Origin of the sequence: Vibrio sp. 10N.261.46.A3 (assembly GCF_041472995.1) — a bacterium.
Classification (GTDB): domain Bacteria; phylum Pseudomonadota; class Gammaproteobacteria; order Enterobacterales; family Vibrionaceae; genus Vibrio; species Vibrio coralliirubri.
In genome coordinates this window covers 60,016-72,850 of sequence record NZ_JBFRRH010000039.1, presented here as the reverse complement: position 1 = coordinate 72,850, position 12,835 = coordinate 60,016, and the positions used below count along the sequence as shown (strand labels likewise).

General features: G+C 45.1%; 10 protein-coding genes. 7 read left to right on the top strand and 3 right to left on the bottom strand.

The window, feature by feature from the left end; translation table 11 throughout:
* Window positions 1–1,062, bottom strand: coding sequence for an MBL fold metallo-hydrolase (locus AB4484_RS11215; RefSeq protein WP_372078123.1), 1,062 nt, complete (start codon window positions 1,060–1,062; stop codon window positions 1–3).
* Window positions 1,063–1,343: 281 nt separating this feature from the next.
* Here AB4484_RS11215 and AB4484_RS11210 point away from each other — a divergent pair, with 281 nt between their 5' ends.
* Window positions 1,344–3,242 (top strand): methyl-accepting chemotaxis protein, encoded by a 1,899-nt coding sequence (locus tag AB4484_RS11210; protein WP_372078121.1) that lies wholly within the window; start codon window positions 1,344–1,346, stop codon window positions 3,240–3,242.
* 41 nt (window positions 3,243–3,283) lie between these two features.
* Here the strand turns inward: AB4484_RS11210 and AB4484_RS11205 are convergent, their stop codons facing one another.
* Window positions 3,284–5,068 (bottom strand): SgrR family transcriptional regulator, encoded by a 1,785-nt coding sequence (locus AB4484_RS11205; RefSeq protein ID WP_372078119.1) that lies wholly within the window; start codon window positions 5,066–5,068, stop codon window positions 3,284–3,286.
* 602 nt (window positions 5,069–5,670) lie between these two features.
* Between AB4484_RS11205 and rimK the strand changes: the two genes are divergently transcribed.
* Together rimK and AB4484_RS11195 are read left to right on the top strand one after the other, a co-directional pair.
* Window positions 5,671–6,576: a 30S ribosomal protein S6--L-glutamate ligase gene (gene rimK / locus AB4484_RS11200; RefSeq protein WP_019824669.1), complete on the top strand. Its 906-nt coding sequence runs from the start codon at window positions 5,671–5,673 to the stop codon at window positions 6,574–6,576.
* 32 nt (window positions 6,577–6,608) lie between these two features.
* Window positions 6,609–7,037 carry a RimK/LysX family protein gene (locus tag AB4484_RS11195; protein ID WP_019824668.1) on the top strand — a complete coding sequence of 143 codons (429 nt, stop codon included), beginning with the start codon at window positions 6,609–6,611 and terminating at the stop codon, window positions 7,035–7,037.
* Between the two features lie 123 nt (window positions 7,038–7,160).
* Here AB4484_RS11195 and AB4484_RS11190 read toward each other — a convergent pair whose 3' ends face one another.
* Window positions 7,161–7,949 (bottom strand): MBL fold metallo-hydrolase, encoded by a 789-nt coding sequence (locus AB4484_RS11190; RefSeq protein WP_372078117.1) that lies wholly within the window; start codon window positions 7,947–7,949, stop codon window positions 7,161–7,163.
* Window positions 7,950–8,279: 330 nt separating this feature from the next.
* Here AB4484_RS11190 and AB4484_RS11185 point away from each other — a divergent pair, with 330 nt between their 5' ends.
* The 4 genes from AB4484_RS11185 to AB4484_RS11170 all read left to right on the top strand — a co-directional run bounded on the left by AB4484_RS11185 (window position 8,280) and on the right by AB4484_RS11170 (window position 12,804).
* Window positions 8,280–9,311: an L-dopachrome tautomerase-related protein gene (locus AB4484_RS11185; protein ID WP_048617081.1), complete on the top strand. Its 1,032-nt coding sequence runs from the start codon at window positions 8,280–8,282 to the stop codon at window positions 9,309–9,311.
* A gap of 168 nt (window positions 9,312–9,479) precedes the next feature.
* Complete coding sequence (locus AB4484_RS11180) at window positions 9,480–10,082, top strand: 2OG-Fe(II) oxygenase (protein ID WP_017071587.1); 603 nt, start codon at window positions 9,480–9,482, stop codon at window positions 10,080–10,082.
* Between the two features lie 305 nt (window positions 10,083–10,387).
* Window positions 10,388–11,680 carry an extracellular solute-binding protein gene (locus AB4484_RS11175; protein WP_048612845.1) on the top strand — a complete coding sequence of 431 codons (1,293 nt, stop codon included), beginning with the start codon at window positions 10,388–10,390 and terminating at the stop codon, window positions 11,678–11,680.
* A 242-nt stretch (window positions 11,681–11,922) separates the two neighbouring features.
* The gene (locus tag AB4484_RS11170; protein ID WP_017064901.1) at window positions 11,923–12,804 is read left to right on the top strand and encodes an ABC transporter permease subunit; all 882 of its coding nucleotides are present in this window, start codon (window positions 11,923–11,925) and stop codon (window positions 12,802–12,804) included.
* Window positions 12,805–12,835: the final 31 nt, after the last annotated feature.

The window sequence follows — 12,835 nt, the reverse complement described above, 5'->3', positions numbered from 1 at the left end:
CTAATTCGATACCAGTTTCCACCATGCCTGAACAGGTACCGGCTCTGAGATCACCAAACGTTCACCCATCACAGGGCTTACCATTTGTACATCTCGCTCTTCGCTTATCGCCAGAGCTTGTTCCATTGGGTCTTGCCAATCGTGCATAGAAAGGTCGAAGGTACTGTTGTGGATTGGCATCATCACCTTACCTTGCAGATCAATGTGCGCCTGAACACTCTGCTCTGGGAACATATGAATATCCGCCCAAAGAGAATTATACGCGCCCGTTTCAACCATGGTTAAATCAAAGGGCCCATAGCGCTCACCAATCTCTTTAAAGCCGCTGAAGTAACCAGAATCACCGCTAAAGAAGACTTTCTTGTCTGAAGCGTTAATAACCCAACTGCCCCACAGTGTTTGGTCACGATCAAGCAAGCCACGTCCAGAGAAGTGCTGTGTCGGCGTCAACGTGAACTCAATGTCTGAGGCCGTTGCCGATTCCCACCAGTTCAATTCGATGATCTTCTCTTTATCCACGCCCCACTTTTCCAATAGTGCGCCCACTCTTAATGGCACTAAGAACGTCCCCACTTTGTCGGCGAGCACCTTAACAGCGCCTTTGTCTAAATGGTCGTAGTGATCGTGGCTGATCACCACCACGTCGATATCGGGTAGGTCTTGCAGTGTGATTGGTGTCGGATGAAAACGTTTTGGCCCCATCCATTGCACGGGTGATGCACGATCACTGAACACAGGGTCAGTCATCACTAGCTTCCCATCCAGTTTCATCATCACACTGGAGTGACCTAAGCGGTAAGCAACGTCGTCTTGTTCTTCGATCAATTGCTCAGCTGTCATTGGAATCAAAGGCAATGCAGCGCGCGGCACTGGCTCGTTTCTTTCCACAGTCACGTATGCTTTCAAGATTGAAAAAATATCAGACATACCCGATTTGTATTCCAACTCACTGTTAGCAAACTTCTTTGGAAGCTTATCTAGATTGTCGTTTGATTGTGAACCTGTGCTTACGATAGCGACCACGGCAAGTACTCCTAAAATCGGTAATAGATATTTTTTCATTGGTATCTCTTCATCGGTTGAGATAGGCCCAACACATAAACTACACCGACTAGTTTACATACTAAAACTAAAAAGTAAACCACTGAGTGTAACTTTTAGTTTGTCGACGATAAAGCATCCAGAACCTTCATCCCAGATCGTATTGACCATCTACCGTCTTAAATCTGTACAAATATCGCACAGCGCTCACTTCTAAGATTCGTTTATTGACCATTGAGTCAGGTTTTATTTAACATTGCATTTACAAATGGATGTTAAATGTTTTTAGAAGGGAATCTAAATTGCACTTTACGATACGAACTAAAGCAATATTGGCGACGATCATCGCTGCTCTGACCATTATTAGCGTGATGGGGATATATTCATTTCAATCAAGCCGAGCCATCTTGATTGACAGAACCTTTGAAAGAGAGCTACCCGCGTCACTTGGCGAGGTAAGCAATGAAATCAACCTCAAGCTAGAAACTCCTATTCTCGCTTCCAAGATGATGACGCTGTCTCCCTTGATGAAAAAAATCTCACTATCTGAGGAAGATCTTCGCGCCTATCTTGATTCCGTCAAAAACGAATTCAACGCCATCAGTGCCTATTACGTCTCCAACGAAGCAAGCACTTACTACACCCATAACGGTGCCCTAAAAACCATCTCTACGAATGAACAAAGCGATCAATGGTTCTACCGTTTCATTCAGTCAGATCAAGCCTTTGAGCTCTCTTTGGATATTGATGCTGCAACAGGCATTCCTGCGCTATTTGTCAACTATGTGGTGACTCGAAACGGCGAACGTATCGGTGTGACTGGCATCGGCTTGACCTTGGAAAGTATTACCCAGCTGATCAGCAACTACAGCGTGGGTAAAAGCGGTATTGTTTTTCTGGTCGATAAACAAGGGAGCATCAAGGTTCACCCAGACAAAAACCTAATTGGTCAGTCACTGGACTCTGTCGGGATTGAAAGTAACCTGCTACTCGGTAGTCAGCAAACCATTGTTCATGAGGGTGTTGTTGACGGGCAGCCTCAAATTCTAGGCTCCAAAGCGATGCCGGGGATTGGTTGGACTCTGATAACTCAGATCCCCAAACAAGAAGTATTAAGTGAATTAAACGGCTTCAGTCAAACCATCATCTTTATGGCTTTACTCATCGCGGCAATCTACACACCAATCGCAGCATGGGCGACCAACAAACTGTTGCTGCCTTTCGTTGAAGTTGCAGAACTATTGCAGCAGATAGGAAAAGGCGGTGGCGATCTAACGCTTCGCTTGGATGACTCCCGTCATGATGAAATAGGCCAGATTGCGAAAGGATATAACCAATTTGTTCAATACCTTAGCGACCTGCTTAAAGACGTGTCGAATACGGGTCAGCAAATATCAGAATCCATTCAGAGCGTGGACCGAATGGCTCAATCGATGGAACAAGACATCAAACAACAAACCAGCCAGATAGAACAAGTCGCAACCGCGATTCACGAGATGGGAGCGAGCTCAGACGAAATCGCCCAAAACGCGAATGGTGCGGCTGACAGTGCAAAACACGCAGCAAGTGCGATTAACATCGGACAAAAATCGGTGACCATCACGTCAGAAAGCATTGAACACATGAACCAGCAACTCGATGACACGACCGCAATCGTTAATCAACTCGCTCAAGATGCGAGCTCTATCGACACCGTGTTGGACGTGATCAGCGGTGTTTCTGAACAAACGAATTTACTGGCGTTGAATGCCGCGATTGAAGCTGCTCGAGCAGGAGAACAAGGTCGAGGTTTTGCGGTGGTTGCTGACGAAGTAAGAACCCTCGCTTCACGTAGCCAAGCATCAACAGAAGAGATACGCGCTATTATCGAGAAACTACAGCACCGAACACAACAAGCGGTTGCTGCGATTGAAACTAGCACTACTCTAGGGAGCAACTGTCAAGTTGAAGCTTCTAATTCCGAACTGCAGCTCTCGAGCATTTCTCAGAGTGTCAATGAGATGAATGCGATGAACATCCAGATCGCCTCGGCGACGGGCCAGCAATCTAATGTCATCAACGAGATATCGCCACACATCTCAGGCATTTCTGAAATAGCCAGAGAGAGCGATAGCATGATTGAGAAAACGGCTCAGGAGTGCCAACACTTGCGCGCCAAAGCAATGCATTTAACAAGTCTGGTTTCTCAATTCAAATGCTAACTTCAATGGAACGCGAAATACACTGACCACTCCAACTAAAGTTAATCAGCAGACCATACATTCTTGAAATCAGGCCATCCCCAGTTGGTGATGGCTACGTTTTTCAGAATCCCTTGGAAACGAACGGTCTGTAAATGATGGAACATAGGCACTAACCAATAATCTGAGATCAGAGTAGACGCGATGGGTTCTAACTCTGCCAAGTAATTAGGCAGTTCAACGGATGCTTTATGACTATCCAAGCGCTGCTTGAGCCAATCGCTGTTCATCTCTCCCAAAGCAGAGTGCAAAACAGGATCGTTCATCATCCACGAGAACAGCGAAGACGGGGCATTGTCATCGAGGTTCAAGTTACACAGCACCAAGTCCTCCTTTAACTCGCCACTCTGAGAGAGCTGCGCCAACTCTCGAAAACTGTAGGTGTTCACCTCAACTTCCACACCATATCGTTTGAGTATATCGGATACGCAAATCGCACATCGATACAACGCATAATAATCGTAAACCGCAATACTCATCTTTTTCGGCAGTTGTGTCTCTTTCGAAGGCGTTCGATACAATTTCTGCCAACTTGGCAGTATATTTTGAGCTAAAGAGACACTGAACAAACCCTTGTTATGTTCCAACTGAGACAAAATCGCTTGTGGGTTGGTCAGTTCTGAAAGGTATTTGCGCTGCTCATTATTTAGTGGGCTATCCGCTGAGTTCTGATTAAATAGGATAAACAGACACCCATCCTCGACTCGGCTACGAAGGCCGTCTGTGTCTGCTGAAACAAGGTCCGCATCGCTTTTCCCTAATTGATGGAAGCAAGATGAATCTTCATAAGGCGATACGTGCATTTGGCTATCATCGAAACGAGCAGTGCCCGTCATTGATTCCTCAAACTGCCAGATGGTCACCTCATCGGTTAACGAGCGACAACCATAATAATGTTCAAATGCGGCGAGCTTGATTCGTTCATTGTTGGTCTCAACCACTTTAAATGGACCGGTTCCAATAACAGTGTGGGATACAGAACTCAATGGCGACGGTTCTCGGGTGACTTGCGCTGCGGGTTGAATCGAATATTTAACGCCAGCAAGTAAACCAGCAAAGCCGGTATCTGCTTTGGTGAGTTGGAAGCTGATCCTCAATGGCTGTTCACTGTAAACCGAAGCGACATGGGCGAGCTCTGTTTGATAGAAAGGTAAGGTTTGCAATGCAGAAAACATCGAAACTAATTGCTTAGCATCCACAGGCTGTCCGTCATGGAAAGTAAGTCCCGGGCGCAGATAGAAAGTCCAAACGAGCTTTTCAACATCATATTGCCAATGATGCGCCAGCTCAGGCTTCAACTCCCCTTTACTATTACAAGTCACTAAACAACTGAACACTTGCCTGATCAAAAATCGTTCACTACTACGATGAATATGATGCGGGAACAGATCTTCGAACTTACGTTTGTAGGTTAATTGGACGTGCAGTAGCCCTTCTCGCATCGTCGCACCGGATGTTTCTTGGAGAAGAGAGCCAAACACTGCGCGGTCATTATCCAAAATAGAGAGCGCTTTTTCGTACTTACCCTGCTCTATCAGCTTGCTGGCAACATGTTGAGTCAGTTGTTGATTGCTAAAGCGCAATGTCAGGTTAGAACGTTGATTCCTGCCGACTTTTGGCTCCCACACCACCCATTCAGCCTGATGCATCTTGCCGAGTAAGGTTCGTGCATGGCGCAAACTGGTAAACAGCTTGTCTGCCACCTCAGTCAAAGTCACCGAATGTGAGATGTTAGGCTCGAAAGAATCCAGCCGAGTGTAGTAACGCATCATGTTTAGATCAGACAAATAATGAACCTTTTAGAAACAACCCTTCCTCATAAAGCCGATTATAAAACACATTTGTCTTTAAGTGACGATAAAAGACAAAAACAGGAACGGATTACCAAAAAACCGTCTGTTTATTACTTCCTGTTAAATAACCATAATTAATGGGTCAGCAAGGAACTTTGAGTTCCCACCAAAGCCTAATACAAGAGAAGTAATCATCATGAGAAAATACTATCTTAATAAGCTAAAAAGCACCTGTAGCAAGCTCGAAAGAGAAGCACTACGAACACTTATAGAGCTATGTAACTGGCGTTATTAGTACACTTTTAAGCACCGAGTTAACGCGAGTTGAGTACAACCTAATATGCTCCTACCCCCAATATGAGTTAGGTCTCAACTCGCTTTTCCATTCCAAATCCCCTCTCAACCCAGTTGTACCAATCGCTCACGCATTCGATAAATTTCTGTTGTCGACTCGACAAATTTAATTCGTTTTCTTAGTTAAACGAAAAGCCTTAAGGTTCGCCCCGAAGCAAGCAAGGAGCCTCAGAAAAACTGAAAGCTCAGCTAACAACTAATTTATTTGCAGTTACCAATCAGGTATTAACTAAGGAAACGCCATGCGTATCGCAATTCTTTCTCGCAACGAAAATCTATACTCTACTTCTCGCTTAAAAGCGGCTGGAGAAGCACGTGGTCACCAGGTCGATGTTATCGACACGCTGCACTGTGATATAGATATCGCGAGTAACAATCCGAAGATTCGCTACATGGGTGAAGAGCTACCTCAATACGATGCTGTTATTCCACGTATTGGCGCTTCCATTACCTTTTACGGAACTGCGGTTGTTCGCCAATTCGAAATGATGGGCACTTTTTGTATCAATGAGTCAGTTGCAATCAGTCGTTCTCGCGACAAACTGCGCTCTCTACAACTGTTGTCTCGCAAAGGTATTGGCTTACCAAAAACAGGTTTCGCTAGCCGCCCAGATAAGATTCAAGACTTGATCAAAAACGTAGGTGGCGCGCCACTAGTTATCAAGCTTCTTGAAGGTACTCAAGGTATCGGTGTGGTTCTAGCTGAAACAAACAAAGCAGCAGAAAGCGTTATCGAAGCATTCATGGGCCTAAAAGCGAACATCTTGGTTCAAGAGTTCATTGAAGAAGCAAATGGCGCAGACATCCGCTGTTTTGTTGTTGGCAACAAAGTAATTGCAGCGATGAAGCGTCAAGCTGGTGAGGGTGAATTCCGCTCTAACCTGCACCGTGGCGGTACAGCTCAACTGGTTAAACTAACCAAAGAAGAGCGCGCTACAGCAATCAATGCTGCGAAAATCATGGGTTTAAACCTATGTGGTGTTGATATTCTACAATCTAAGAATGGCCCTGTTGTAATGGAAGTTAACTCTTCTCCTGGCCTAGAAGGTATTGAGAAAGCGACGGGTAAAGATGTAGCAGACATGATTTTCGAATTCATCGAAAAAAATGCAAAACCAAACGCTAACCGTACTCGTGGCAAAGGCTGATTTAACGCCGTTAACTCATGATTGGAAATGACATGAACAATAAAATGATCATAGGGAATACAGAAGCACTTTGCTTACCAGAGTTAGGGATAACTGGACTACATACACGTGTTGATACAGGGGCTAAAACCTCTTCTCTACACGTAGACAATCTACTATGTGTAAAAACAGACGGTGAGAACTTCGTTGAATTCGATCTTCACCCAGACGTTTACCACCTAGAAGAGACAGTGCGCTGCAAAGCGAAGCTGAAAACAAGTAAAAGAATCAAATCATCGAACGGCGAAGTTGAACACCGTTGTGTGATTGAAACCATGCTAAAAATCGGCGGTCAGGAATGGCCTATCGATATCACGCTAAGCAACCGTCAAGATATGACTTATATGATGCTGCTTGGTCGTCAAGGCATGAGTGACAAAGTGATTGTTGATCCAGCGGGTGAATTCCTGCTGACTCACTAATCTCGTAACCGCTCCACAGGTTATAACTAAATAAGGCCAGTCTCATGACTGGCCTTATTGCTATCTATTTTTCTATTGCTACTTTCAGCTCTGAATACACGACTTTGCATTCAGACTTCTGATCTATTTCTTCGATTTACCATGAGATTGAAAACCAAATCGCCCAATCGATAACAGTAATTTCTTGGTTTTGATTTTCGTCACTCGCCAATGTGTAACAGGCCTTCTTGGGGCACTCATCAGCAAATGTTCAAAAGCCTTCTGACTGAAATCGACTTGCCCACCATGTGCCACCAGCAAGGTATCGAGCTGCATGTCATAAATACGCGATACAGACGCTCGATACTTATTAGGGTGAAAGATAGGAAACGGCGGAATCAGCTTCTTCTTAACCTCGACCATCAAATCGGCCACATAAGCCATGCTGTGTGATGGGCAATAAACGGAAAGATCTCTGTCAGTGTGCCCCGGCGTTTCGAGAACCAACCAATCATCAAATCCCGGAATGCTATCCCCATCTGAAAGCTTGTAGTCCGGCTTTAACTTTCTTGAATACCATAGGTTTGCTTTAGGCTTGCCTAAGCGGTTCGCCATCCACCTAGCAAGCGCTAAGTCGGTCAGATGCATCAAAATGCCATCAATGCCGTGATACCAATCCTTGTCTCTGTTTGCTGCCACCAAGTTACAATTAGTCAGCTTTCTGAGCGTATGCGCAGCGCCTGCATGATCTGGGTGCATGTGTGTCACAACTACAGTGTGTAGATCGCTAAATTCACGGCCAAGATCATCTTCAATGAAAGCCCTAAGGTGAGGAATATCCGCACGGCACGCACCATCAAGTAGCAGCAACCTATCGGGATATTCTACGAGATACATGTCTTGGATATAGCCTTTGATGGTATGGAGTTGCAAAACCGTATTCCTATTTCGTTATTCCTGCCGTTCAGAACAATTTAACAGTTCAGCAACAAGTGGTCTAACCAGAATATAGCAAAGATCAACGAAATGTGGTTTGGGGGATTCAAAATTACTGACACTGATAACAAAAAGTAACCACAACATTAAAACCATCATCATGATGATTTTTAATAACTAAATTCAATTCGACTCGTCAACAATACGCACTAATACGAACAAGCAAAAGCTAATTATCAAATTAATTTTGAAAGTGTAACAAATACAATGCTGTTGATGGTTGTTAACCCGCTGGTAACATTTGCGTAAATTATCAAGGGGAAGAAAATGAAAAAAACAATAATCCATGCCGTACTAGCGAGCGCAATTTTGTCTACTTATGCACATGCAGAGGCTGAGCTCACTCCAAAACAAGCTACCGTGGTTGCGACCATGACTGAACGCCCAGGTAACCCTTCGGTTACACCAGATGGGCGTTTATTGTTAAGTGTTCATCCGCTTGATCATCCAACGACTAAAGTCATCGAGTTAAGCGTGGCTGGAAATCAAACTCCGTACCCGACAATGAAATATGCACAAGGCAAAAACTCTCAATTTAAAGCCGTCATTGCAATTCGTACGGATGATAACGGAGTCGCGTGGATCCTCGATCTGGCGACTCATACCATAACGGGCTGGGATACTCGCAATGAAGCATTGGTAAAAACGATAAAAATACCCGCTTCTGTTCTAAAACCGACAAGCTTCCTACAAGACTTTGCTTTAGACCAAAAAAGACAACGTATTATCATTGCTGATATGACCCAGAACGATCTAAAAAGTGAAGCCATTCCAGCCTTTGTAACGGTTGATCTAAAGACAGGAGAAACAGTTCGAGTTGCAGAAAACCACCCGTCTATGAAAGCCGACACTAAAACTGGTTTTGCGTTAAACCCAATCACGATCGATCCATCTTACGAATGGGTCTATTTCGGAGCTGTCAATGGACGCACTATTTATCGAGTGAAAGCGAGTGAATTCGATAACGATGGAAAGACCGTCGCAGACAATATTCAAAGATACGCAGACAAACCTTATTCAGATGGTATTACTGTAGACAGTGCTCAGAACGTCTATGTTACCGACATTGAGAATAATGCAATTGGTGTGTCCACACCAAAAGGGTACCGAATTATTGCGACACTGTCAGAGAACCAAACTTGGCCTGATGGCATGTCATTTGGTCCTGATGGTTATGTTTATGTCACTGTCAATCAGCTGAACCGAACCGCAGCTTTAAATAACGGCAAAGATACTGGCATCAGACCATTCGAAGTCGTAAAAATCAAAGCACTGGCGACAGGAACGACCGGTCGATAATCAAGCGAAGTGAGCCTTTAAACTGGCTCACTTTCCTTTCTGAAGTACCCCTTCCCTATTTCTGCGAGCAAACGAAAGACATTTATCGTAACGACAAAACATGTGATTTGTTGACCTGAGTTATTAGGACTATATATGCGCCTCTAATTTATTGTCTGAGTGCTATACATGAACCAATTAATCGATGCTCTTTCTACCCAAGGTTATTTCGTTTGGGATGACTTCTTAACTCAAGAAGAAGTGGTGGCATTGAGGGATTGCATTCCAGAGAACTGGAAAAAGGCTAGGATTGGCCGTAACGATGAAGTAACGCGAGAGTCGACCATCCGTAGTGACAAGATTCAATGGGTGCGCCGCGATATGGGTCAGCCAGCATCTCTGTTCCTAGACAAGATGGAACAAATTCGTTTAGCGGCAAACCAAGCGTTCTTTTTGGGTCTGTTCGAGTACGAAGCGCACTTTGCTAAATACGAAAAAGGCGACTTCTACCAGAAGCACTTAGACTGTTTCAAGGGCAATGAAAACCGCCGCCTGACCACTGTGTTCTATATGAATGATGAGTGGACAGAAGAAGACGCTGGTGAGCTTGTGGTTTACGACCTAAAAGACAACCACATCGCGACCATTCCACCAAAGTCAGGCCGCTTATTTGTGTTCTTATCTGAACAGTTCCCACACGAGGTACTGCCGACAAACACAGAGCGATTCAGTATTGCAGGCTGGTTCCGTATTAACGGCGTGAAAGACAACCAACTCGATATCGCACACTAGAACAAAGCCGATTATAACAAGCTCTAGCTTATTCAAAGCCTCTCCTTCGAGAGGCTTTTTTGTTGAACAAATGCCGATCAAATATTGGTCAACAAACCTCTTAAAAACCGCACGTAATAAATATCAAAATCATCAATAAGTTTTCTCTTAAACCAAATCGAAATGAATCTTTCATATCAGTGAAACGGTTTAGCCACTTAAGTGAAATACGCCCTGTTCAAGATAGCTTCAAACGACACCCCTACCGTCTCGTTAACATTCTAATCCAATACCTCGACATCGATTTCATCCAAAAGGAAACGAAGATGAATAAGCTAATTTTGGCAGGCGTTCTTTCTGCGACAGCGGCAATGCCAGCGTTCGCAACGACTCAAGTCACTTGGTGGCACGCAATGGGCGGCCAGCTTGGAGAAACAGTAAACAAAATTGCGACCGACTTTAATGCGTCACAAGATGATTACCAGATCACGCCAATCTACAAAGGTTCATACACAGAGACCTTAACAGCGGGTATCGCGGCATACCGAGCAGGTGAAGCACCCAATATTCTGCAAGTCTTCGATGCAGGCGCAGCAACCATCATGAACGCGAAAGGCGTCGCGAAACCGGTACAGGATATTCTGGTTGAGTCGGGCTACAACTTTAATTCAAACGACTACCTAGCTGGCGTTCGTAACTTCTATGCCGACAACCAAGGCAAGATGGTTGGTATGCCTTTCAACAGCTCAACACCGGTTCTTTACTACAACAAAGATCTTCTCGCGGAAGTGGGCGCAGACGCGCCTAAAACTTATGAAGAACTAGAAGTGGTTGCTAAGAAACTGAAGGCTGAAGGACACATCGCGTTTTCTCAATCTCTGACGCCGTGGATCATGTTCGAGAACTTTAAGTCTCGCCACAACCTGCCGGTCGCAGATCAAAACAACGGCTACGATGGCTTGTCCACTAAGATCATGTTCAACACCAAAGACATGATGATGCACGTTAGCAAGATGAAAGAGTGGTCAGATCTCGGTTACTACAAGTATTACGGCAGCGACTGGGATGCAAACCAAACACCTTTCGAGCGCCAAGAAGTGGCGATGTGGATGGGTTCTTCAGGCTCATTCGGTGGCTTACGTAACCGCGTACCTTTCGAACTCGGCACCACATACCTTCCATATTGGAAATCGGTTAACCCAGACGCAGGCTTAACCTTCATTGGCGGTGCTGCTCTGTTTGCACTCAATGGCCATGACCAACAACAAGACAAAGGTGTCGCAGCGTTCTTTGACTACCTGACTAAGCCTGAAACTCAAGTTTACTGGCACAAAACCACTGGCTATGTACCTGTAACAACGGCTGCCTATGAGCTAGCGAAAGAGTCTGGCTACTACAACGAACAGCCAGACGCAGAAGTGGGCGTTAAGCAACTAAGCCTAAAATCGGGTGAATGGACTAAGGGCTACCGCTTAGGATACTACCCTCAAATTCGTGAAGTGATGCATCGTGAGTTTGACAATATCTTCGCCGACCGCTCTAGCGTCGAGAACAGCCTAGATAAAGTCGAAGATGAGAGCAGCAAGCTGCTGAAACGCTTCGCTCGTACGATGAACTAATTCTGCTTTTTAACCAAAGCAGATTACTGAGCTAAAGGCTTAACAACCGAAAGCTGTTCATTGCTCCTCACCACTTGTCACTGCGTCATTAAAAACGCAATGGCAAGGAGTGAGGAGATTCTTCACTAGCGCCATTTCTTGCTCCAAAAACTACAACTCAACTGGATGCATTCCTTTGCTATAGCGCTAGTGCTCACCGTAACTAACAGTGATAACAGTCACTAATTTTTGGGGATTACCCTGTGGAACGACGTCAGCAATTCTTTCACTCTCCGCTGCCTTACCTATTTTTGGCGCCTCAGATACTCATCATTGCGGTTTTCTTTATCTACCCAGCAGCAAAGGCGGTTTACCTGTCCTTCATGCTAGAAGACCCTTGGGGCACCTCATCGATATTCGTGTGGTTCGAGAACTATCAGATGCTATTCGAATCGAGCGAGTATCTGAACTCGATTGGCTTCACATTAATGTTCGCAATCGTGGTCTCTTTCTTATCGCTTGCCTTAGCGCTGCTGCTCGCGGTTAAAGCCGACAACATCATTCACGGACAAGGCGCTTACAAGGTCACTCTTACTTGGGTTTACGCGGTTGCTCCTGCGATTGCAGGCGTAATCGGTGCTTTCTTGTTTAACCCACACATTGGCGTGTTTACCGAGATATTTGCGGTTATAGGCTGGGACTTTAGCTTCCAGACCGACCCTGTGGATGCCACGTTTGCTCTGATTCTGGTCTCAGTGTGGAAACAGGTTTCGGTGAATTTCATCTACTTTCTGGCTGGGCTTCAATCGATCTCTTACGCAGTAAAAGAAGCGGCGATGCTCGATTGCGTCAGCGACTCAAAACGTTTCTGGACCATTACTTTCCCGTTACTCGCACCTACAGGCTTCTTTCTTCTGGTCATCAACCTCACCTACTCGTTCTTTGAAACCTTTGGCGTGATCGACACCATGACCAATGGCGGCCCGGGTGGCGGCACAACGTCGTTGGTGTACAAGGTGTATCGAGACGGGTTTGTTGGCGCAGATTTAGGCGGCAGCTCTGCGCAGTCAGTTGTGTTGTTGCTACTGGTACTCACTCTTACATTTATCCAGTTTCGCGTTGTAGAAAAGCGTGTTCATTACTAGCCCACTACAGCTAGGTTTTAACGCGACAGGA